Consider the following 22,616-nt stretch of genomic DNA (forward strand, 5'->3'; position numbering starts at 1 on the left):
TCGAGTTCGACAATCCGATGGTGGACCATCGGTGGGAGCCCTGGCGGGATCGGGTTGCCGCCGCTCAGGTCCCAGCCGCGGTCGCCGTTGAAGAAATCGAGCTTCAGCCCCGAGCCGATGTGGATCGCGTAGAGCTCGTCGGCGTACTTGTGCCCGAGCTGGCCGGTCACCAGCGCGCCGACATCACACCCGCCGGCGGCGTACCGCTCGAAGCCGAGCACACCGGTCATCAGCTCGTGCCAGACGTCGGCGATCTTCCAGAAGTTCATGTCCGGCTGGTTCGTCAGCGGCGTCGAGAACCCGAACCCTGGCAGGGACGGCACGATCACGTCGAACGCGTCGGCCGGATCACCGCCGTACGACGCCGGGTCCGCGAGCCGGTCGATCACCTTCGACCAGTGCCAGAACGTCCACGGCCAGCCGTGGCTGAGGATCAGCGGGATCGGGTCCGGTCCGACGCCGGGCTTGCGCAGGAAGTGCACGGGGACGCCGCCGACGTCGACGCGGTAGTTGTCGTAGGCGTTGATCGCCCGCTCCGCCGCGCGCCAGTCGTACCCGTCGGCCCAGTACTCGACCAGGGGTTGCAGGCGGGTACGGCGTACGCCGTAGAAGCCGTCGTCGTTCCCGGCGTCGAGCGGCCACTTGGTCGCGGTGAGCCGGCGACGCAGGTCGTCGAGGACCTCGTCGGGAACGTGGATCGGGGTTGGTACCAAGTCGGTCATCGGGTGCCTCATGTGTTGTCGGGTATGTCCTCGGCGGCGATCTCGGTCAGCCGGGTGAGAACGTGGACGGAGCCCGCGAGTACCGCGCGCTCCTCGGGGGTCAGCTGGTCGACCAGACGGGTCAGGTTCGCCACGCGGTTTGCGTGGCGGGAGCGGACGATCTGGCGGCCCGCGCGGGTCAGCGAGAGGAGCATCGCCCGGCCGTCGCTCGGGTCCGGGCGGCGTTGCAGCAGGCCGTCCTGCTCGAGCTTCGCGACCAGGCTGGTGAGGGCGGGCTGCTTGAGCTGCTCGGTCGCCAGCAGGTCGGTCAGGCGCAGCGGGCCCTTGCGCGACAGGGTGTGCAGCACTGACAGCGTGGAGAAGTTGAACCGCCGGACCGAGGGCAACCGGATGAAGATCGTGTTGAAGTCCTCGATCACCGTGGTCAGCCGATCCACGTCCAACTGGTCCGCCATGCGGGGAACTATATCAATTTTCGATGTAACTGTGGCGATGGGTCGGCCGCGGGCGGGATCGGTGGGGGTCAGTTGGTGAGGGTCAGGCCGGAGACGGCGACGTCGGTGTTGCCGGAGTTGAGCGTGAGGGTGGCCGACGTGGTGTCATCGGGGAGGTGGCCCTTGAACGTGATGGCGCCGTCCTCGGAGCCGCCCTTCGGGATGCTGCCGGGCCACTGGCTGCGGGAGGGGTCGGCGCGGAGGGCGGTGCCGTCGGGGCCGGCCAAGCTCGTGGCGTTGGTGAGCGCGAGCGAGACGGGCTCCTTGCCGGTGTTCGTGAGCTTGACCTCGACGCGGGTGAAGTGGCTGGTGTACGTGACGTTCTCGACGGTGACGGTGAGGTCGCCGTTCGGCTTGGCGACGGGTTTGATCAGGCGGTCCTCGCCCGACTCGTTGCCCGTCAGGTAGCCGCCGACGTACTCGGCGCCCGCGGTGAGGGCGAACCCGCCGACGCCGACGCCGAGGAGTACGACGACGATCGCGATGATGATCGACACGTCGAGGCGGCTCGGGGCGCGGGTGGTCGGCGCGGCGGCGTCGAGGAGGGCGACGATCATCGCCACGACCAGCGCGATCGCAGGGGGGATCAGCCAGCGGAGCGCGCCGCCGGGGCCGTCGGCGAGGAACGTGATCGTCAGGTTGATGAGCAGGCCGAGCACGATGATGAAGGCGGCGATCAGGAGGACGCGGAGGAGGCGGACGGTGCCGACCTCTTCGTCGTCGTCGCCGGTCCTGGGTCGTTCGCGGTTGGTGTCGCCGGTGGTGCGGTTGGTGGAACGGCCGGCGGTTGGGAGGCGGCGGTCGGGTTTGGCGGGCTCGGCCTCGCGGCGGATGTCGGGCCAGCTGGCGGATTCGTTCCAGTTGGATTGGGACTGGTCGATCTGCGCGGGCGGCGGGCTGTCCCACGGCGACCGGGCGGGCTCGGGGTTGTCGGCCGACGGGTAGGCGGCCCACGGGGCGTCGGCGGGGCGGTCGGGCTCACCGGCACCGGGGTAGGACGGTTCGTCGGGGTACGGCGGGTCGTCGGGGTATGGCGATTCGCCGGGGTAGCCCGGTCCGCTCGGGGCGCGTGAGTACGACGGGTCGCCGGAGCCCTGGTACGACGGGTCGCCTTCCACGGAAGTGAACCGGCTCTGATCACGCTCACCCGGTGCGAACGGGCTCCCCTCACGCTCACCTGGTGCGAACGGGCTTTGCTCACGGTCGTCCGGGGTGAACGGGCTCGGGGTGGGCTCGGCTGCAGGGAATGGGGTTGCGGCGCTCCCGTCGGCCGGCGAGTGGCGCTCGTACGACGCGTACTGGCCGGCTGGTGTGGCTGAGCGAGGTTCGTCAGCGGCGGTGGCGGGTGGTGGCGGTGCGGTGGCGCGCGGGGGTGGTGCGGCGGCAGCCGGCGTGGTGGCGGCGGGTGGTGCGGGGGACGCGGCTGGATCGGGGTAGGCGGTCGGGCTGGAGGCGGAATGCGCCGTCGGCCCCCGGGGCGCGGCTGAGGGGGATGCCTGCGGAGCGGCGGCGGTGGGACCTGGCGGGGGTGCGGGGGACGCAGCCGGGCCGGTGGAGGCGGGGTACTCGGCTCGGCCGGAGGACGCAGAGTGCTCGGACGGACCGGCGGGACCGGAGGACGCGGGGTGCGCGCCCGCGCCGGCGGGATCGGATGGTGCCGCAGGCGGGGCCGGGGGGCCGGCGGAGGTGGGGTGCGTGGCTGGGGCGGACGGGGGTGGGGCGGCGGGGGTGGACTCGTGGAAGGTTAGGACTGAGCGGCCTATGTGGATGCGGTCGTTGTTGGTGAGGGGGGTGGGGGCGGCCAGGCGGCGGCCGTTGAGGCCGGTGCCGTTGCGGGACTCGTCGTGGAGGGTCCACGTCGTACCGGAGCGGGTCAGGCGGGCGTGGATGCGGGAGATCTGGTCGTCGGCCTGGAGCCGGACGGACGCGTTCGAGGCACGCCCGATGGTGACGTCGTCGCCCCCGGCCGGCAGCGCCCATCGCTGCGTACCGAGTGACAGCGCGAATTCGGTTTCCACTCACACCCCAGCCCGGCAGCCTACCCGTCTGCGCGATTCTGCCCGCAACGAACGCGATTGGTCCAGGCCGCCCCGGAATCGGTGGCGTGATGTAGCCGACGCGGGCATGACAACGAGGTCATTGTCTGACTCGTGCCAACGGCATTCCCGCGCCTTGCCCGGCCCGGGGCGCGGGCATAGTGTCCGTCCGCGCGATTCATCGGCGGCCGATGGAAAGGGGAGGGCAGGAAACCGGTGGATAGGCCGGAGGTCCCAGACGGAGGTGGTGCACCCGTCTGCAGTCCGGCGAGACGCATCCCGCCCAGCACCGTTGTCGCGAAGGGACCACATCCATGGTCTTGTTTCAGCGTTCCCGCAAGCCCGCCGCCGTCCTGGCTGTCACCAGCCTCGCGGTAGCGGCACTCGCCGCCCTCGGGTCTTCAGCGGCCGGAGCCGCTCCGACCGCGGCACCCCCACCCCGGCCGTCGCAGGCGCAGTCCAAGGCGTACGCCGCCGACGCTGCCTCCTCGCTGGTCGCGAACCGGCCCGCCGGTCTGCACGCCGGGAAGAACGACCAGTTCACCGCGAAGCCGGTGATCTCCGAGCCCTCGGGTCTGCAGTACGTCCCGTACGAGCGCTCGTACAAGGGCCTCCCGGTCATCGGTGGTGACTTCGTCGTGGTCACCGACGCCAAGGGAGCCGTGAAGTCCACCTCGGTCGCCCAGACCACCGCCGTACCCGACCTCTCGACGTCCGCGAAGGTCACGGCCGCGTCCGCCAAGGCGACCGCAACGAGGCAACTGAAGCACGTCGACTCGTCCACCACGCCGACGCTGGCCGTCTACGCCCTGAACGGCACGCCGAAGCTGGCGTGGCAGTCGCGGGTCAGCGGCAACAACGGTCACGAGCCGTCCAGCCTGTCGGTGTACGTCGACGCGCAGAGCGGCAAGGTGCTCGGCACCAAGGAACACGTGATGGCCGGCAACGGTACGGCGGTCTACAGCGGCCCGAACCCGGTGCACCTGGACACCACGCTGTCCGGCAGCACGTACTCGATGAAGGACCCGAACACCACCAACCTGTCCTGCCAGGACGCGGCGAACAACACCACGTTCTCCGGCCCGGACGACAACTGGGGCAACGGGACGGCCACCAACAAGGAGACCGGCTGCGTCGACGCCCTGTTCGCCGCCCAGACCGAGAAGCACATGCTGACCGACTGGCTCGGCCGTAACGGCATGGACGGCAACGGCGGCGCCTGGCCGATCCGCGTCGGCCTGAACGACGAGAACGCGTACTACGACGGCACCCAGGTCCAGATCGGCCACAACACGGCCGGCGGCTGGATCGGCTCGATCGACGTCCTGGCGCACGAGATGGGCCACGGCATCGACGACCACACGCCGGGCGGCATCTCCGGCAGCGGCACCCAGGAGTTCGTCGCCGACACGTTCGGCGCGGCCACCGAGTGGTACAGCAACCAGTCGTCGGCGTACGACCCGCCGGACTTCCTGGTCGGCGAAGAGGTCAACCTGGTCGGCAGCGGCCCGATCCGGAACATGTACAACCCGTCGGCCCTCGGCGACCCGAACTGCTACTCGAGCTCGATCCCGGGCACCGAGGTGCACGCCGCGGCCGGCCCCGGCAACCACTGGTTCTACCTGCTGTCGCAGGGCAGCAACGGCTCGCCCGCGAGCCCGACCTGCAACAGCTCGACGGTCACCGGCCTGGGTATCCAGAAGGCGATCCGGATCATGTACAACGCGATGCTGATGAAGACCAGCAGCAGCTCGTACCTGAAGTACCGGACCTGGACCCTGACCGCGGCCAAGAACCTGTTCCCGGGCAGCTGCACCGAGTTCAACACCGTGAAGGCGGCGTGGGACGCGGTCAGCGTTCCGGCGCAGGCGGCTGACCCGACCTGCAGCACCAGCGGCGGCGTCACGGTCACGAACCCGGGCAACAAGACCGGTACGGTCGGTACGGCGATCGCGTCGTTCACGCTGTCGGCCACCGGCGGCACCGCGCCGTACACCTGGTCCGCGACCGGCCTGCCGGGCGGGATCACGCTCGGTTCCTCCACCGGGACCGTGTCCGGCACCCCGACCGCCAGCGGCACCTTCAACGTCACCGTGACGGCGACCGCGAGTGCCGGTGGATCGGGCAGCACGTCGTTCACCTTCACCATCGGCGGCACCGGTGGCTGCTCCGGCCAGAAGCTCGGCAACCCCGGCTTCGAGACCGGTACGGCGGCGCCGTGGTCGGCGTCGTCCGGAGTGATCGACAACACCGCCTCCCAGCCCGCGCGCAGCGGCTCCTGGAAGGCATGGCTCGACGGCTACGGCCAGACCCACACCGACACCCTGAGCCAGTCGGTGGCGATCCCGGCCGGGTGCAGCGCGACGCTGACGTTCTACCTGCACATCGACTCCGCCGAGACCACCACAAGCACGCAGTACGACAAGCTCACCGTGAAGGCGGGCTCGACCACGCTGGCGACGTACTCGAACCTGAACAAGGCGAGTGGCTACTCGCTGAAGTCGTTCAACCTGTCGTCGTTCGCCGGCCAGACGGTGTCGATCAGCTTCACCGGCACCGAGGACAGCTCCCTCCAGACCTCGTTCGTCATCGACGACACGGGCCTCAACCTGAGCTGACCTGAAACACACACCGGCCGCCGTACCCCGCAGTCGGGGTACGGCGGCCGGCTCGTTCGTCAGTTGAGGGTCATGCGGGGTTCGCCGTTGAGGAGGCCGGGGGCGGAGATGGTGCAGGTGCCGCCTCGGTTCTGGGTGTAGGTCTGGCGGACGCAGGAGCGGAGGGCGAGTTGGGCCCAGTAGTTGGGGTGGAGGGATTCCTGGATGAAGTAGTTCGAGCCGATCGTGGTGACGGTGCGGATCTGGTTGATCCACTCGGTCTTGTCGACCGCGGTCGGTTGAGTCCAGGAGGAAAGGCCGACTTCCTCGTAGAGGCCGACGGTCTTCTCACACAGGCGCCTGCCGTTGAAGGCGGACTGCAGTTCGAGCAGGCGGGTGTTGGTCAGGCCGGACTGGCCCATGGCGGCGCGGACCGTGTTGTTGATGGTGACGAGGGCGGTGCTGTTGGCCCAGTCGGCATCCGCGTTCCAGAAGCCGCAGCCACCGACGCTCTGCCGGGTGTAGCCGCTCTGCCCGTACCTGAACCCGCTGGCGGCGGGGATGGGTGACGGGTACGTCTGGACGAGCAGGGTCCACGCGGTGTCGCCGTACCCCGCGTTCCGCATGGCGGTGCGGATGTTCTGGAACGCGGTCGCGATCCGGCCGCGGACGGCGGTGACGTTGGCGGACGTGAAGTTGCTGACGACCGACGAGTCGTCGCGGCAGTAGTCCGGGAACCAGGACGGCGAGAGCAGGAAGTCCTGCACGCACTGCGTGACGATCCCCGCGAAGTTGAAGTCGTTGCCGCCGATCGACACGACCACCTGCTTGACGTTGTGGGCGGCCGCGAAGACCTGGAGCATCTTCGCCTGGCCCTGCTTGCCGGCGCCGTCGTCGTAGAAGTCGATCCCCGGCTTGAAGTCGTCGCCGGTGCCGGTCGTGGTGCGAGCGCCGGAGCAGGCCAGGTTCAGCCCGTTCACCCCGCCGCCGATGAAGGCCTCGGCCGACAGACTGCGGTGACATTTCGGGATCAGCTCGGCGGTATGACTCGCGTTGTCGTGGTAGGCGTGCGCTCCGAGCGCGTCGGCCGGCGCCTCGGAGTTGTTCGAGCTGCCGGCCCAGCGACCGGCCTCGCCCGAGATGTAGGAGTCGCCGACGGTGACGACGTACGGCGTTCCGGACCCCGGGCCATCGGCGTGCGCGGGGGTGGCGACCAGGCCGAGGCCGGTCATGGAGAGCACAAGGATCAGGGACACTCGACGACTTCTCGGAAGGTTCATCCGGAAGGCCTCTCTCGCCGGAGTTCGGTGATCGTCAGGACCCCCACCCGATCACCGTCGGCAGAAATGTACTTCCGGGTAACCATCCCCCGGTAGACCGAGAGTGCTGACACCTTTGCGCCCTGTCACCGCCGTGTCAGCCCGGCACGGGCCGGGTCGGCCCGTCGGCGCCGGCCCGGCTCGGCCCGTCGGCGCCGAGTTCAGACTCCGAGGTCGAGCTGCTCCGGGTAGCGCGGCTCCCACCACGCGCGCCACCGGGCGTCGAGCGCGTCCCGGTCGGTGTCGCCGTACAGGCTGAGGACGGCCATCGTCGCGCCGTCGGGTTTCACGTCACCGGGCGGGATGTGGCTGAGCACCAGCAGACCGTTGCCCCAGGCATCTACCGTGAGCCCGACCTGGTGCTCGGAGACGTACCAGACCTCGCCCTTCACCTGCTCGCCCACCAGCTCGAGCTCGTAGGCGCTGCCGGCCGGGCCGGGGGAGATGCCGAGCTCGGCGATCGGCGAGAGCGCGCCGGTCCCGGAGTAGAAGAGCGTGTGGCGGGCGTCGCCGGGGTGGTGCTCGACGGCGAACCGCAGCTGGTTGAGGAACGTCGTCCAGCCCTCGGTGACGTCGTCGTAGTACGCCTCCCACTCGGGGTTGGCGCCGCGCGGTGCCCGGGTCAGCGTGATCCGCGATCCGCCCTCGACCGGCTCGACCACGAACTCGTCGCCGCTGCCGAGGGTCAGTGTCGTGCCCTCCTCGACGGCGTGGCTGTAGTAGATGAGGTCGATCTCCTCCTCCAGCCCGCCTTGGGGTCCCTCGTACTCCCAGCCGTGCCAGTGCCGGATCTTGTCCTTGTCCCGCAGCGCCTGCCAGACCGCCTCGACGGGCGCCGCCACGGTCACCACGATCTGTGGTCTCTCGTCGGTCATGAGTCTCCTTCGGTACGCGCGGGCGCCGGGTGGCCGCCCGCGATCAGCCGGTACGGTCGCCCGTCCTCGTTGTCGAACTGCTCGACCGTTCGCCGGACCGCCTCGGCCAGCGCGTCGGTGAAGCGGTGCACGTCGCCCGGCTCGGCGAACCGGACCTCGGCCTCGAGGGTGAACGTGAGCAGCCGCCGGCCGGCGGCGTCGGCCGCGCTCTGCATCCGGGCCACGTCGCGGACGGTCCCGGCGGCCACCTCGACCAGGTGCTCGGCGGCGTACTGGTCCTGGATCTGGCTGAACGCACGACCCATCAGGCCCGGGTCGACCACCAGGGTCGCGGCCGAGGCGCGCAGGATCCGCTCGGTGAACCCGCGCCGCTGCCGCTCCTCGACCAGCTCGACCAGGCCGGCCTTCTCCAGCTCGCGCAGGTGGTAGTTCACCCGTTGCCGCGGCAGCTCCAGCGCGGCCGCGAGCTGGGTCGCCGACGACGGGTCCCGGAGCAGCTCGAGCAGCCGCCGCCGGATCGGCGACAGGGCCAGCCGCACCTTCTCGGGCTCCTCGACGTACCGCAGCATGCCCCCAAATCTGCTCTTGACAGAAAAATCTGTCAAGAGATGGGTGTCCGGTGGCCGGAGAGCGGTTGCCCGGGGGCTGGGCTGACAACGATGCCACCCGTAAGGTACTTACTTAACTTCGTGAAGCATTGACATCTGGGCTGACGGGGTAAATAGTTCCGTCCTGAAATCAATCAGAAAGCAGAGTGAATCAACAGTGTCGAACATCGAGGTGCTACAGCTTCGCGCTGGCGGGGTCAGCCTGGTGCTGGACTGCTCAGGTCCGGCCCTTCCGTCCGTCCTGCACTGGGGTGCGGATCTGGGCGAGTTGACCGGGAAAGCTCTGCTGGAACTGCGGCGTGGGGCCGGTGCGGTCCAGGACGGCAACGGACTGGACGACAACCAGCCGATCGCGATCGTGCCGGAGTACGCCACCGGCTGGTTCGGCCTGCCCGGCCTGAGCGGCCACCGCGACGGGCAGGACTTCTCCACGAACTTCCGGCTGACCAGCGTCGCGCAGTCCGACAACGCGGTGCAGGTCGACGCGGAGGACACCGACGCCGGACTCACGATGCGCCTCACCATCGAGCTGACCGACAGCGGCCTGGTCCGCGCCAAGGCGGACCTCACGAACACCGGCGCGACGCCGTACACGGTCGACGGTCTGGTACTTGCCCTGCCGGTCCCGACCGAGGCGACCGAACTGCTGGACATGACCGGCCGCCACATCGGCGAGCGGCACCCGCAGCGGCACGAGTTCACCCAAGGCGCGCACATCCGTGACAACCGCCGCGGCCGCACCGGCGCCGACGCGACCCTGCTGCTGATCGCGGGCACGCCCGGCTTCGACTTCGGCACTGGCGAGATCTGGGCCGTGCACACCGCCTGGAGCGGCAACCACCGCTCGTACGCCGAGCGCGGCATGAGCGGGTACGGCGTCATCGGCGGTGGCGAGCTGCTCCTGCCCGGCGAGGGCCGCGTGCAGCCGGACGGCACCTACAGCACCCCGTGGATCTACGGCTCGTACGGCGTCGGCCTCGACCGGCTGTCCGCCCGCTTCCACGACTACCTGCGGGCCCGGCCGAACCATCCGAAGACCGAGCGTCCCGTCGTCCTGAACACCTGGGAAGCGGTGTACTTCGATCTCGACCTGGACAAGCTGAAGGCGCTCGCGGACGCGGCCGCCGAGGTCGGGGCGGAGCGGTTCGTGCTGGACGACGGCTGGTTCCGCGGCCGGCGCGACGACCACGCCGGCCTCGGCGACTGGTACGTCGACGAAGGGATCTGGCCGAAGGGCCTGCACCCGCTGGTCGACCACGTCCGGGGACTCGGCCTGCAGTTCGGGCTCTGGGTCGAGCCGGAGATGGTGAACCCGGACTCCGACCTGGCCCGCGAGCACCCGGACTGGATCCTTGCCACCGGCAACCGGATGCCCCCGACCGCGCGGCACCAGCAGGGCCTGAACCTCGGCGTCCCGGCGGCGTACGACTACATCCTCGAGCGGCTCGACAGCCTGCTGACCGAGTACGACATCGCGTACCTGAAGTGGGACCACAACCGGGACTTCGTCGACGGCGGCAACCAGCTGACCGGGACCGCCGGCATCCACGAGCAGACGCTGGCCGTGTACCGGCTGATCGACGAGCTGAAGCGCCGGCACCCCGGCCTGGAGATCGAGTCGTGCTCGTCCGGCGGCGCGCGGGTCGACCTCGGCATCCTCGAGCGCACCGACCGGATCTGGGGCAGCGACAGCAACGACGCGCTCGAGCGGCAGACCATCCAGCGCTACACGCAACTGCTGCTCCCGCCGGAGCTGATCGGCTGCCACGTCGGCCCGCCGCGGGCGCACACCACCGGCCGCACCCAGACGCTGTCGTTCCGCGCGATCACCGCGCTGTTCGGCCACTTCGGCATCGAGTGGGACATCGCGTCCGCCTCGCCCGAGGAGCGCGCGGAGCTGGCCGGCTGGGTCGCCCTGCACAAGGAACTGCGGCCGCTGCTGCACACCGGTACGGTCGTCCGCGCCGACCGCGGTCCGAACGACTTCCTGCTGCACGGCGTGGTCGCACCGGACCACAGCCGCGCCGTGTACGCCGCCGTACAGCTCACGCAGTCGGTCACGTCGGCCGTCGGACGGGTCCGGCTGCCCGGGCTCGACCCGCAGCGGACGTACCGCGTGAGCAAACTCGCGACACCCGGCCCCGACTCGCGGACGGCCCCCTGGTCGGCCAACGGTGGAAGCGTGGAGCTGAACGGTGCCGCACTGGCCTCGGTCGGGGTGCTCATCCCCGCGCAGTGGCCGGAGAACGCGATCTTGCTGGACGCGACTGCGATCGACTAAGCCCGGTCGATCGCCGACGAGAAGGAGATCCCCGTGACCGTGACCACCAACGCACCACCCGACAGCAGGCGAGATCACGGGGATCAGAAGGCTCCGCCCGGTCAGCGGCGGAGCCTGGGGGACCTGAAGGTCGCGATGATCTTCCTGGCCCCCGCCACCCTCGGCTTCGTCGTGTTCTACATCTGGCCGACCCTGCGCGGCGCCTACCTGAGCTTCACCGAGTACAGCCTGCTGTCCGCGCCGCAGTTCAACGGCCTGGACAACTACCGGCGGATGATCCAGGACAGCTTCTTCTGGAACGCGCTGCTGGTCACGGTCGAGTACGTCGTGATCAACATCGGCGTGCAGACCGTGCTGGCGATCGGGATCGCGATGCTGATGTACCGGCTGACCAAGTCGATCACGGTCCGCGCGGCGATCCTGCTGCCGTACCTGGTCGCGAACGTGGTCGTCGCCCTGGTCTGGTACTGGATGCTCGACTTCCAGGTCGGCATCGTGAACCAGGGCCTGAACTGGATCGGGGTCGATCCGGTCGCGTTCTTCGGCGACTCGCACTGGGCGATCCCGACGATCGCGGGCATCAACGTCTGGCGGCACATGGGGTACACGGCCCTGCTGGTGTTCGCCGGCCTGCAGACGATCCCGGCGTACGTCTACGAGGCGGCCGAGGTGGACGGGTCGACCGAGTGGAAGACGTTCTGGCGGATCACGTTGCCGCTGTTGCGGCCCGTTCTGGTGATGGTCCTGGTGGTCACCATGATCGGCTCGTTCCAGATCTTCGACACCGTCGCGGTGACCACGCAGGGCGGTCCGATCAACGCGACGCGGGTCATCTACTACTACATCTACGAGCGGGCGTTCACCCGGTTCGACTTCGGGTACGCCTCCGCGATGGCCCTGGTGCTGTTCGCGATCCTCGCACTGGTCTCCCTGCTGCAGCTCCGCCTGCTGCGCGCGAAGGAGAGTGATCTGGCATGAGGAAGGAACTGAACGTCGGGCGCACGGTCGCCTGGATCTTCCTGGTCGTGCTGCTGATCGTCACGCTGTTCCCGTTCTACTGGATGCTGCGTACGGCGCTGTCCGACAACACCCAGCTCCCCGGCCACCCGAGCTCGCTGCTCCCGGTCGAGACCACGCTGGGCGCCTTCAAGCGGGTGCTCGGGTTGTCGACGATCGAGGAGGCCCAGGCCCAGGGCGGTTCGGGAGCGGCCGTCAACTTCTGGCTGTACCTGCGGAACTCGTTGATCGTGGCAACGATCACGACGGTCTGCCAGGTGTTCTTCAGTGCGATGGCGGCGTACGCGTTCGCCCGGCTGCGCTGGCCCGGGCGGGACAAGGTGTTCGCGCTGTTCCTGGCCGCGCTGATGGTGCCGCCGATCTTCACCACGCTGCCGAACTTCGTGCTGATCAAGAACCTCGGCCTGCTGAACAGCTTCGCCGGCATCATCCTGCCGGGTGCGTTCATGACACCGTTCGCGATCTTCTTCCTGCGCCAGTTCTTCCTCGGGATCAACCGGGAGCTGGAGGAGGCGGCGATGATCGACGGCGCCGGGCACCGGCGGATCTTCTTCGGCCTGATCATCCCGATGAGCGCGGCGCCGATCGCCACGCTGGGGATCCTGACCTACATCAACTCCTGGAACGACTACTTCTGGCCGCTGCTGGTGGGTCAGCAGGAGAACGTCCGGGTGCTGACGGTCGCGCTGGGTGTGTTCCGGTCGCAGACGCCGCAGGGCGGGCCGGACTGGGCCGGGCTGATGGCCGCGACGCTGATCGCGGCGTTGCCGATGATCATCCTGTTCCTGGCCTTCGCCCGGCGGATCACCAACTCCATCGGCTTCTCCGGAATCAAGTGAGGTGACTCAGATGACGATGACGAGACGCACCTTGCTGAAGGCCGGACTGGCCGGACTCGCGGCGTCGGCGGTGGCCGGATGCAACAACGGCGCGGCCGCCCGCGGCGAAGGCGAGGTCATCTACTGGCTGTGGGACTCCGCCCAGCTGCCGATGTACACCGAGGCCGCCAAGGTGTTCCACGAGCAGAACCCGCAGTACACCGTGAAGATCGAGCAGTACGGCTGGAACGACTACTGGTCCAAGCTGGTGACCGGGTTCATCTCCGACACCGCGCCGGACGTGTTCACCGGGCACTCGTCGAAGTACCCGCTGTTCGCGGACAAGGGCCAGGTGCTGCCGATCGACGACTTCGTTGCCAAGGACAACATCGATCTGAGCATCTACCAGAAGGGTCTGGCGGACCGCTGGATCGGGGCCGACGGCAAGCGGTACGGCCTGCCGAAGGACTGGGACACCGAGGTCTACTTCTACAACAGCGCCTTCACCGAGGCGGCCGGGATCAGCGTCGACCAGCTGAACTCGATGACCTGGAACCCGCAGGACGGCGGCACGTTCGAGCAGATCGTCCGCCGGCTCACCGTCGACTCCAAGGGCCGGCGCGGCGACCAGCCGGGCTTCGACAAGGACGACGTCAAGGTCTACGGACTCGGGTACTCCGACGCCGGCGGCGGCGACGGCCAGACCAGTTGGAGCTGGTACGCCGCCAGCAACGGCTGGAAGTACTCCGAGGGCGAGCCGTGGGGGACGAAGTTCTTCTACGGCGACCCGAAGTTCACCGACACCATCGGCTGGTGGCGCGGACTGATCACCAAGGGGTACATGCCGACGTACGCGCAGGCGAAGTCCGGGGTGGACGTCACCACGAGCTTCGGTGCCGGGAGGTACGCGATCACCCCGAACGGTTCCTGGATGCTGGGGACCTACGGCGGGCTGAAGCAGGTGAAGACCAAGCTGGCCCGGCTGCCGATCGGCCCGGTCGGGAAGCGGATGTCGATGATGAACGGGCTGGCCGACACCATCTGGGCGGGCACCACCCGCCGGGAGGCGTCCTGGGCCTGGGTGAAGTTCCTCGGCTCGCAGACCGCGCAGGACATCGTCGCCAAGGCGGGGGTGGTGTTCCCGGCGGTGGCGGCGAGCATGCCGGCGGCGAAGGCGGCGTTCGCCAAGAGCGGCTGGGACGTCACGCCGTTCCTGGAACCGGTCGAGTCGGGTGACGTCTTCCCGTACCCGGCGAATCCGAACGCGGCGGACGTGACCGCGGTGATGACACCGGCGATGGACGCGGTGATGTCGTTCGAGGCCGATCCGAGCTCACTGGGCAAGGCCAACAACGATGTGAACAAGATCCTCTCGGCCAACGCCTGAGGGTTCACCCTGGGGCGGCCTACGCCCGGGGGAGTACGTCGTACTGCGTCGGTGGGCGCAGCGTGCTCCTCCGGGGGTAGGTCAGGAGCCGCCGCTGAGGCGACGCGGTGGGAGGGGCCCGGACGACACGATCGGTGCAGTCGAAAACTGCGAGCACCGAGGAGTGTCATGGGCGACGAGAGGCCGGGCGGACCGATCCGCATCGGCGACAGCGAGCGCGAGGACGCGATCAAGCGTCTGGGCGAGCACTACGAAGCCGGCCGGCTCAGCGCGGAGGAGCACGCCGAGCGCATCGACCAGGCCCTGCAGGCGAAGACGGACGCCGACCTGGCCGCACTGTTCACAGACCTCCCGAGCGGTCGGCAGACCGCCGGACCGGGACCGCGTGGATCCTTCCGGGCGGGGCGGCCGGAGATGGGTCCGATCGGGCGGCTCCCGTTCCCGCTGCTGGTCGCGCTCGGCGTGGCCGGTCTGCTGGCGTCGATCGGCTGTGTGGTGGGTGCCGGGCATCCGCCGGCCCTGCCGCTCGCGTTGATCGCGGCGGCGGTGCTCATCGTCCGGAAGCGCGGGATGGAGCGGCGCGCATGAGGGCCGTCTACCGGGTGATCGGTCAGCTGATCGCGCTCGCGGTCGTGCTCCAGGTCGCGTCCATCGCGCTGGCCGGGTTCACCATCTCCAAGGACGCCGACGACGGCACCTCGATCGGGGCCGACTACAGCAACCTCGGGCAGAGCTACCACAGCATCGCCGGCATGGTGATCGGTCTGCTCGCGCTGGTCTTCCTGATCGTGTCGTTCCTGACCGACGTCCCGCGTGGGCGGATGCTGGCCGGGATCGTGGTCGGGCTGGTCGTCCTGCAGTTCCTGCTCGCGGTGGTCGCCTTCGGGGTCCCGGCGCTCGGGATCCTGCACGGCATCAACGGCCTGGTGATCGCCGGTGTCGCCAGTACTGCCGCGCGGCGGGCCGTCGTGGCGAAGCAGCCTGTGACCAGTGCCTGAGCGTCGCCGCCGGTGGGGCCGGCTGATCGCTCTGGGGATCACGCTGGCGGTACTCGTACCGCTGGGGTATCTCTGGGCGACCAGCCTGGTCCCCGGCTCCTACAACCCGGCCGAGATGGGGTACGCCGACTACGGCGGTGGACCCGCCGGCGGCCATGAGCACCACCACGGCGGGATGAGCGTCGCGGACCTGACCGGACCGGCCACGGGTACGCCGGATGTCGCGGTGACGCTGACCGCGCGGAAGCAGAAGTACCAGCTGGCCAGTGGCGAGACCGTCGACGGCTACACGGTCAACGGGACCTCGCCGGGCCCGTTGATCCGGGCCCGGGTCGGCGATCTCGTCCAGGTGACGTTCGTGAACGAGTCGGTCTCCGACGGTGCCACGCTGCACTGGCACGGGATCGACGTACCCAATGCCGAGGACGGGGTGGCCGGCGTGACGCAGGACGCCGTACCGGTGGGCGGGAAGCATGTGTACCGCTTCAAGGCGGAGCAGGCCGGGACGTACTGGTACCACTCACACCAGGTGTCGAGCGACGAGGTGAAGGGCGGGCTGTTCGGGCCGATCGTGATCGCGCCGGCGACGCCGGGCGAGGTGATCGCCACGATCCATACGTACGACGGGAAGCGGACGATCAACGGGCGGACGGGGACTCAGCGGGTGGAGCTGCCCGCGGGGACGACGGCGCGGGTCCGGGTGATCAATACCGACAACGCGATCCTGCGGGTCGGGCTGCTCGGGACGCCGTACAAGGTGGTCGCGGTGGATGGCCGGGAGGTGCACGGGCCGACGCCGGTGACTGCGGCGTACCCGTTGGCCGCTGGGGCTCGGGTGGATCTGGAGGCGGTGGTCCCGGCCGGTGGCCTCCGGTTCGTGGCCGGCGCGGCCGGGTTGTCGCTGGGGATCGGGCCGGTGGATCCGCCGACCGGCGAGTTGCCGGGGGAGACGGTGGATCTGCTGACGTACGGCACGCCGGCGCCGCTCGGGTTCGATCCGGCGCACGCCGATCGGAACTTCGAGTACCGGATCGGGCGGCGACCCGGGTTCCTCGACGGGAAGCCGGGACTGTGGTGGACGATCAACGGGCACAAGTTCCCCGACGTGCCGATGTACATGGTTGCCGAGGGCGACATTGTCCGGATGACGATCTCCAACACGAGTGGTCAAGCGCATCCGATGCACCTGCACGGTCATCACGCCGTCGTGCTGTCCCGCAACGGTGTCGCCGCGACCGGTTCACCGTGGTGGGTCGACACCCTCGAGGTCGGCAACAAGGAGACCTACGAGATCGCGTTCGTGGCCGACAACCCCGGTCTCTGGATGGACCACTGCCACAACCTGCCGCACGCCTCGGAGGGCTTGATGACTCATCTGATGTACGAAGGCGTCACCACCCCCTATCGCGTCGGTGGCGAGTCACACAACGAGCCGGAGTGAATCGGCCGCGTGGCGGGCGAGCCGCAGCGCCGCGATCCGCGAGCAGGCCGCGTCGATCGCGGCCCGCTGCGAGTCGTAGGAGCCCCACCAGAGGGGGTTGTCCGGCTGTGGATCGAGTTCGTCGTCGACATCGGCGTACCACTCGCCGGCGGTCCGGAAGACCCGCGCGTGCAGGTGGATCTCTGTGCCCAACTCGTTCACCGCACCACTCCTGGAGTGAGACCGTGTACGTCTCCAGGATGGAACTCGGGTACGCCGGAACGCTTCAGCGACACGCGGTCAGGTCACGAGGACGCTGATCCGCTGGGCGGTGTTGTTGGCGAAGCCGCCGCGGTTCCACTTGGCCTCGATCGGTTGCTCCCGGCCGCTGGCGTCGTACGCGCGGACCGTGAGCACATGCTCGCCCGGTGTGGCCTCCCAGTCGTAGGCGAAGGCCCGCCAGGCGAGCTCGTCGTTGCCGAGGGCATCCAACGTGGCCTCGTGCCAGTTCACCCCGGCGTCGGTGCTGACCTCGACCCGCTCGATCGGCGCCCAGCCGGACCAGGCCCGGCCCAGCAACGGAACGGTGCCGGCGGCAACGAACCGGTGCCGGCTCATGAAGTCCGGGAAGCCCGGCGGGATCAGCAGCGCCCGCGGCTCGATCCGGGTGACCGCCTCGCCGGGGTCGTCCGCGTCGGAGCGCAGCCGGTACGCGACCGCGTTCTGGAACCCGTCGAACTCGCGGTCGATCAGCTCGATCGACCGCAGCCACTTCACGCTCGCCATCCCGTACCAGCCGGGGACGACGAGGCGCAGCGGGTACCCGTGCTGCGGCGGTAGCGGCTGGCCGTTCATCTCCCAGGCGACGATCGCGCCGGAGTCGATCGCCTCGGTCACACTCAGCCCGCGCTGGTAGTCCTGCTCCACACCGCGTTCGACGCCGTGGTCCGCGCCGGTGAACACCACGTCCACGGCGTCCTCGCGGATCCCGGCCGCCCGGAGCAGATCGGACAACAGCACGCCGGTCCACTCCGCCGTACCGACGGCTTCGTTCAGCCAGGGCTGGCTGATCGGCCGCGGCTGCAACGCGGCCCGGCCGTTGCCCGCGCACTCCAACGTGACCCGGACGGTCCGGCGTCCCATCGCCCGCAACTCGGTCAGCCCGAACGACAACGGTTGCTCGACGCACCCGTCCACGGTCAGCCGCCAGTTCCCCGCGTTCGTCGCCGGGATGTCGTAATGCACCAGCACATAGTGCAGTCCCGGCGGCGTCACGTCGTACCGCAGGCCCTCCAGCGGCATGCCGTGATTCCGCGCCGCCAGCTGCAACTCGTCCGCGGTGATGCCCTCACCGGTGTCCGCCAACCGCCCCGACACACTGAACTGCTCGATCGACATCGCAGATCCCCCTCCCCTAAACCGTCAGCCTAGAGGTTGGGACCGGGCTACAACCACCCGTTGTCGAGGGCGATCCGGGCGGCCTCGGCCCGGGTCCGGGCGCCGGTCTTGCCGATGGCGGCGGAGAGGTGGTTGCGGACGGTGCCTTCGGAGAGGTGGAGCTCCTTCGCGATGTCGGCGACCGTGCCTCCCTCACGGGCGGCGCGGAGTACGTCGGACTCCCGGCCGGTCAGCGGGCTCGTCCCCGCGACCAGGGTCTCGGCGGCGAGTGACGGATCGACCACGCGGAGGCCTTGGTGCACCCGGCGTACCGCGTCCGCGAGCTGGGTGGCGGGGGTGTCCTTCACGACGAAACCGGCCGCACCGGCCTCCATCGCGCGGCGCAGGTACCCGGGCCGGCCGAACGTGGTCACCATCAAGACGCGCACCCCTGGTACGGCGGCCCGCAGCGCGGCGGCGGCCTCGATCCCGTCCAGTCCCGGCATCTCGACGTCCAGCAGGGCGACATCGGGCTTGGACGCCTTCGCGGCCTCGATCACCTCGTCACCACGGCTGACCTCGGACACCACCTCCAGGTCGGTCTCGAGATCCAGCAGCGCGGCCAGGGCTCCACGGACGAGCGCCTGGTCGTCGGCGATCAGCAGTCGGATACTCACGGGTCAACTCTGACAGCCAGGCGGAAACCGCCGCCACTTGCCTGACCGACCTGGACGCTCGCGCCGGCCTCGTCCGCCCGCTCGCGCAGTCCCATGAGTCCGTGCCCGGACGCACCCCCGCCGGGCGTCGGGCCCTTGCCGTCGTCGATGACCTCGATCTGGGTCGCGCTGAGCTTGATTGTGCAGCGCTTCGCGCCGGAGTGGCGTACGACGTTCGTCACACCTTCCCGGACCACCCAGGCGAAGAGCTCCCGGATCTCCTCCGGGACTTCGTCGATCGTGGTCGGAAGGTCGGCCTTGATCTCGGCCGCCTGCAGCGCTGCCCGGGCCGACACCAGCTCACCGGCCAGACTCAGCTCGCGGTATCCCGCGACCGCCGCCCGGACATCGGCCAGCGCCGCGCGGGCGAGACTCTCCACATCGGCCACCTCGGCCGCGGCGCGCTCCGGGTTGGCGGCGATCAACTTGCCGGCCAGCTCCGCCTTCACCGTGATCACGGTCAGCGAGTGGCCGAGGATGTCGTGCAGGTCCCGGGCGAACCGGTTCCGTTCCTCCTGGACGGCCAGCTCGGCCATGTCCTTCCGGGTCGCGTTGAGCTCGATACTTCGCTGGATCGCCCGCCGCAGGCCGAACACGGCCAGCGCGCCGAGGAAGATCGCGAACCCGTAGCTGCCGTCGTCACTCCAGCCCGGTACCAGCCGCATCGACAACTCGGCGCCACCCAGCAGCAGGGCGACGATCACGACCGCGAGCCGTACGTCGAGCGCCATCATCGCGATCGCCGCGATGTAGACCAGGCAGGTGAGCGCCTTCTGACCCGCTGACGGCAGCATCAGGAAACACAGGATGAGCATGCCGGCCAGGTAGGCGAGCCGCTGCCAGGTCGCCAGTCCGCCAACGCCGAGGCCGACCCACCGGATCCAGCCGAAGAAGCCGAGGTACGACGCCGCGAACAGGACCAGCGTGATCAGCCCGAGCACCCGGGTCGGGCCGTGCTGGTGATCGAGGATCTCCTCGAACGGCTGGGACAGGTAGAACAACCAGATCCCGGCCGCCAGCCAACCCCACCGGCCAGGTCCGGTCCGCTCGCGGTCCGGTCCGTCCAGCAGGGTTGGCATCTTCGACATGATGGTCACGGTAGTGCGTCCGGCGTGCGGACCGCGGTCCCGACCTCAGGCCCGGGCGGTGTCGGCGCGGAACCGGCGCAGGGCGATCGCACCGAGGACGACGGTCCAGCCGAGCACCACCAGCAGCGCCTGCATGTCCACCCCGCCCGCGGTCAGGGCACTGCGAGAGGTCAGACCGGTCCAGTACGCCGGGGTCAGCTGGGCGATGTGCTTCATGACCGACGGCATCTGGTCGACCGGCAGCCACAGCCCGCCGAAGGCCGCGATCAGCATCGTGCTCAGACCGGTGATCGGCTGCACGCTGTCCGGCTTGGCGATGTACCCGATGACCAGGCCGATCGCCGCGAACGGCAGGGCGCCGAGCCAGGACACCAGCGCAACCGTCACCCACTGGGTCACGCTCAGGTGCACGTGGCCGAACGTCATGCCGAAGAGGAAGACGACCAGCAGCGGCGGGATCGCCAGCAGCAGTGACAGGAGCACCTTGGAGACGACGTACGCCTGCGGCTTCAGCGGCGTGAGCCGCAGCGTCCGGTTCCAGCCCCCGTCACGCTCGGCCGCGATCACACCACCGCTGCTCATCGCCGCGGACATCGAGCCGAACATCGCCATACTCACCATCACGTACGCGATCGCGGAGATCCCGCCCTCACTGGCGTCCTTCGGCAGCGTCATGCCGAAGATCAGGAACAGCACCAGCGGCATCAGGATCGAGAAAATCAGCACCCGCCGGTTCCGCAGCGTGCGGCGGATGTCGAAGATCAAGTAGTCGCGGTTCATGCCAGGCTCTCCTGCTCTGCGCTGATGGCCAGTACGGCGTCCTCCAGGTCGGCGGACGTCACTTCGATGTCGTGGGCTGCCGTGTTCTCCAGCAGGTACCGCAAGGTGTCGTCGGAGTTCGCGCACTGCAGCAGCACGACCTCACCCCGCGTCTCGACGTTCCGTACGCCGGGCAGCGACGCCAGCGCCGCCAGGTCCGCACCGGGAACGGTGGCCCGGATGGTCCGGCCGGACACGCTCGCCTTGATCTGCGCCGCGGTGCCGTCGGCAACGACTTTGCCGTGCCGCATCAGCACCACGCGGTCGGCGTACGCATCGGCCTCTTCCAGATAGTGCGTCGCGAACAGCACCGTCCGGCCCCGCGCGGTCTCGGCGTGCATCGACGCCCAGAAGTCCCGCCGCGACTCCACATCCATGCCGGTCGTCGGCTCGTCCAGCACGATCAGCTCCGGCTGCGGGATGATCGCCATCGCGAACCGCACCCGCTGCTTCTGCCCGCCCGACAGCCCCTTCATCTTCCGGTTGGTCAGATCGGCGATCCCGGCCTGCTCGAGCGCCTCCTTCACCGGCATCGGGTCCTTGTGCAGGCCCGCCACCAGGTTCAGCAGCTCGCCCACCTTGGCGTCCTCGATGATCCCGCCGCTCTGCAGCATCACCCCGACATGCCCCTTGGCGATCGCCTCGACCGGCGTCCCGTCGTACACCTGCACCGTGCCCTGATCCGGCTTCACCAGCCCGAGCAGCATCTCGATCGTCGTCGACTTCCCGGCACCGTTCGGCCCCAGCAAAGCCACCACCTCGCCGGCCCGGATGGTCAGATCCACCCCGGCGACGGCCTGCACGTCCCCATACTTCTTGGTCACACCCCGCAAGCTGACCGCAGTCGTCATCGTCATACCCAAACCCTCCCGCCGATCCCCGCCCCACCCCTGGATCGCCCGTCACGTACCACCCATGACATCCGTCAGCCGCCCCCCAGGGTCACCTCTCAGGGTCGGCCCCCAAAGGACCCCGCTCCGCGGCGGCTGACTTCTTGGCCGCCTCCGGCGGCGGGCGCGGAATGCTGTCACGGGCCGACGGGCTTTGCGCCGGGTGCCGTGGATACGTGGTTGTGGCGCCGGGGTGATGAATGACTGGGCAGAGCGGACACCGCTGCGCGGCGGCTGATTTGTTGGCCGCCTTCGGCGGCGGGCGCGGGATGGTGTCACGGGCCGGCGGGGTTTGCGCCGGCTGCCGTGGATACGTGGTTGTGGCGCCGGGGTTAGGGATGACTGAGGTGAGTGCAGAGCGGACACCGCTTCGCGGCGGCTGATTTGTTGGCCGCCTTCGCCGGCGCGTGATGGTGTCACGGGCCGGCGGGGTTGGCGCCGGGTGCCGTGGTCAGGTGGTTGTGGCGCCGGGGCTATGGACGACTGAGGTGAGTGCAGAGAGCACACACGTCGCGGCAGCTGACTTGTCGGCCGCCTTCGGCGGCGGGCGCGGAGTGGTGTCACAGGCCGGCTGGCTTGGCGCGGGTGCCGTAGACAGACTTGGTGCAGGTGCCGTAGACAGACGGGCGGGTGGCGTCCGGGGTGATGGCTGACCGAAGGGCGCGGCAGAAGGTCACCGCTGCGCGGCGGTTGCTCTAGCCGTCGCCTTCGGCGGCGGGCGCGGAGTGGTGTCACAGGCTGGTGGGGTTTGGCGCGAGTGTCGTCGACACGTGCTCGTGGCGCCGGGGTGATGAATGACCGAAGGTGCGGCAGAAGGACACCGCCTCGGGGCGGCTGCTGCACCAGTCGCCTTCGGCGACGAGCGGAGTGGTGTCATGGGCCGGTGGGTTTGGCGCAGGTGCCGTGGGCATCGGTGGCATCGGAACACACCTTCGCCGCGCGCGTCGGCTGTTGGGGTGTCGACCTCCGGTGTGCGCAGCTAGGGCACGAGTTGGGTGTGGTGGCGCCAGTTGAGTCCATCAGAGTGGTGTACGGCGAGATCCTGGTGGCGCGTCGCGAGGAACGTGAACGCGGTCATCGGGTGATCCTTCGAGTGATCTCTCACAACCGACTCGAAGAAGGAAACCGCGATGACCGCTGGCTCCAGTATCGAC

The 22,616-nt window shown here is 69.4% G+C and carries 21 protein-coding genes; 9 read left to right on the forward strand and 12 right to left on the reverse strand.

Features of this window, described 5'->3' with window-relative positions; all coding sequences use genetic code 11:
* The 3 genes from ACZ6O0_RS43850 to ACZ6O0_RS43860 form a co-directional block, all read right to left on the reverse strand.
* A partial coding sequence (locus tag ACZ6O0_RS43850) for an epoxide hydrolase family protein (RefSeq protein WP_465771057.1) occupies window positions 1-722 on the reverse strand: 722 nt, incomplete at its 3' end.
* Window positions 723-730: 8 nt separating this feature from the next.
* Window positions 731-1,177 carry a MarR family winged helix-turn-helix transcriptional regulator gene (locus tag ACZ6O0_RS43855; RefSeq protein ID WP_465771058.1) on the reverse strand — a complete coding sequence of 149 codons (447 nt, stop codon included), beginning with the start codon at window positions 1,175-1,177 and terminating at the stop codon, window positions 731-733.
* 68 nt (window positions 1,178-1,245) lie between these two features.
* Window positions 1,246-3,234, reverse strand: coding sequence for an FHA domain-containing protein (locus tag ACZ6O0_RS43860; RefSeq protein WP_465771059.1), 1,989 nt, complete (start codon window positions 3,232-3,234; stop codon window positions 1,246-1,248).
* Between the two features lie 332 nt (window positions 3,235-3,566).
* Between ACZ6O0_RS43860 and ACZ6O0_RS43865 the strand changes: the two genes are divergently transcribed.
* Window positions 3,567-5,870 carry a M4 family metallopeptidase gene (locus ACZ6O0_RS43865; RefSeq protein WP_465771060.1) on the forward strand — a complete coding sequence of 768 codons (2,304 nt, stop codon included), beginning with the start codon at window positions 3,567-3,569 and terminating at the stop codon, window positions 5,868-5,870.
* A 59-nt stretch (window positions 5,871-5,929) separates the two neighbouring features.
* Here ACZ6O0_RS43865 and ACZ6O0_RS43870 read toward each other — a convergent pair whose 3' ends face one another.
* The 3 genes from ACZ6O0_RS43870 to ACZ6O0_RS43880 form a co-directional block, all read right to left on the reverse strand.
* Window positions 5,930-7,105: an SGNH/GDSL hydrolase family protein gene (locus ACZ6O0_RS43870; RefSeq protein WP_465771061.1), complete on the reverse strand. Its 1,176-nt coding sequence runs from the start codon at window positions 7,103-7,105 to the stop codon at window positions 5,930-5,932.
* Between the two features lie 224 nt (window positions 7,106-7,329).
* On the reverse strand, window positions 7,330-8,043 hold the full coding sequence (locus ACZ6O0_RS43875) for an SRPBCC family protein (RefSeq protein WP_465771062.1): 714 nt from the start codon (window positions 8,041-8,043) through the stop codon (window positions 7,330-7,332).
* The gene (locus tag ACZ6O0_RS43880) at window positions 8,040-8,612 is read right to left on the reverse strand and encodes a helix-turn-helix domain-containing protein (RefSeq protein ID WP_465771063.1); all 573 of its coding nucleotides are present in this window, start codon (window positions 8,610-8,612) and stop codon (window positions 8,040-8,042) included. The genes ACZ6O0_RS43875 and ACZ6O0_RS43880 overlap by 4 nt, the downstream gene beginning before the upstream one ends.
* Before the next feature lie 196 nt (window positions 8,613-8,808).
* Here ACZ6O0_RS43880 and ACZ6O0_RS43885 point away from each other — a divergent pair, with 196 nt between their 5' ends.
* The 7 genes from ACZ6O0_RS43885 (at window position 8,809) to ACZ6O0_RS43915 (ending at window position 16,593) form a co-directional block, all read left to right on the forward strand.
* Entirely contained in the window at window positions 8,809-10,932 is a 2,124-nt protein-coding gene (locus ACZ6O0_RS43885; protein WP_465771064.1) for an alpha-galactosidase, read from the forward strand.
* Between the two features lie 33 nt (window positions 10,933-10,965).
* On the forward strand, window positions 10,966-11,910 hold the full coding sequence (locus ACZ6O0_RS43890; RefSeq protein ID WP_465771065.1) for a carbohydrate ABC transporter permease: 945 nt from the start codon (window positions 10,966-10,968) through the stop codon (window positions 11,908-11,910).
* Entirely contained in the window at window positions 11,907-12,788 is an 882-nt protein-coding gene (locus ACZ6O0_RS43895; RefSeq protein ID WP_465771066.1) for a carbohydrate ABC transporter permease, read from the forward strand. Before ACZ6O0_RS43890 ends, ACZ6O0_RS43895 begins: the two co-directional genes overlap by 4 nt.
* Window positions 12,789-12,798: 10 nt before the next feature.
* Window positions 12,799-14,154: an ABC transporter substrate-binding protein gene (locus tag ACZ6O0_RS43900; protein WP_465771067.1), complete on the forward strand. Its 1,356-nt coding sequence runs from the start codon at window positions 12,799-12,801 to the stop codon at window positions 14,152-14,154.
* A 168-nt stretch (window positions 14,155-14,322) separates the two neighbouring features.
* Complete coding sequence (locus ACZ6O0_RS43905) at window positions 14,323-14,742, forward strand: DUF1707 SHOCT-like domain-containing protein (protein WP_465771068.1); 420 nt, start codon at window positions 14,323-14,325, stop codon at window positions 14,740-14,742.
* Window positions 14,739-15,152: a hypothetical protein gene (locus tag ACZ6O0_RS43910; RefSeq protein ID WP_465771069.1), complete on the forward strand. Its 414-nt coding sequence runs from the start codon at window positions 14,739-14,741 to the stop codon at window positions 15,150-15,152. Before ACZ6O0_RS43905 ends, ACZ6O0_RS43910 begins: the two co-directional genes overlap by 4 nt.
* Window positions 15,145-16,593, forward strand: coding sequence for a multicopper oxidase family protein (locus ACZ6O0_RS43915; RefSeq protein WP_465771070.1), 1,449 nt, complete (start codon window positions 15,145-15,147; stop codon window positions 16,591-16,593). The genes ACZ6O0_RS43910 and ACZ6O0_RS43915 overlap by 8 nt, the downstream gene beginning before the upstream one ends.
* On the opposite strand, the gene ACZ6O0_RS43920 is transcribed toward ACZ6O0_RS43915, so the two are convergent.
* The 6 genes from ACZ6O0_RS43920 to ACZ6O0_RS43945 all read right to left on the reverse strand — a co-directional run bounded on the left by ACZ6O0_RS43920 (window position 16,573) and on the right by ACZ6O0_RS43945 (window position 21,429).
* Window positions 16,573-16,794: a hypothetical protein gene (locus ACZ6O0_RS43920; RefSeq protein ID WP_465771071.1), complete on the reverse strand. Its 222-nt coding sequence runs from the start codon at window positions 16,792-16,794 to the stop codon at window positions 16,573-16,575. The genes ACZ6O0_RS43915 and ACZ6O0_RS43920 overlap by 21 nt on opposite strands.
* Before the next feature lie 78 nt (window positions 16,795-16,872).
* Window positions 16,873-17,970: a sulfite oxidase gene (locus tag ACZ6O0_RS43925; protein ID WP_465771072.1), complete on the reverse strand. Its 1,098-nt coding sequence runs from the start codon at window positions 17,968-17,970 to the stop codon at window positions 16,873-16,875.
* 47 nt (window positions 17,971-18,017) lie between these two features.
* Window positions 18,018-18,626 carry a response regulator transcription factor gene (locus ACZ6O0_RS43930; RefSeq protein WP_465771074.1) on the reverse strand — a complete coding sequence of 203 codons (609 nt, stop codon included), beginning with the start codon at window positions 18,624-18,626 and terminating at the stop codon, window positions 18,018-18,020.
* Window positions 18,623-19,753 (reverse strand): sensor histidine kinase, encoded by a 1,131-nt coding sequence (locus ACZ6O0_RS43935; protein WP_465771075.1) that lies wholly within the window; start codon window positions 19,751-19,753, stop codon window positions 18,623-18,625. Before ACZ6O0_RS43935 ends, ACZ6O0_RS43930 begins: the two co-directional genes overlap by 4 nt.
* A gap of 45 nt (window positions 19,754-19,798) precedes the next feature.
* On the reverse strand, window positions 19,799-20,533 hold the full coding sequence (locus ACZ6O0_RS43940; protein WP_465771077.1) for an ABC transporter permease: 735 nt from the start codon (window positions 20,531-20,533) through the stop codon (window positions 19,799-19,801).
* A complete protein-coding gene (locus ACZ6O0_RS43945; RefSeq protein ID WP_465771079.1) occupies window positions 20,530-21,429 on the reverse strand; it encodes an ABC transporter ATP-binding protein in 900 nt (299 codons plus the stop codon). Before ACZ6O0_RS43945 ends, ACZ6O0_RS43940 begins: the two co-directional genes overlap by 4 nt.
* Before the next feature lie 916 nt (window positions 21,430-22,345).
* On the opposite strand from ACZ6O0_RS43945, the gene ACZ6O0_RS43950 reads away from it, so the two are divergent.
* The coding region (locus ACZ6O0_RS43950; RefSeq protein WP_465771080.1) for a hypothetical protein at window positions 22,346-22,616 on the forward strand (271 nt) is incomplete at its 3' end.

The sequence above is a fragment of the Kribbella sp. NPDC048837 genome, from assembly GCF_055586945.1.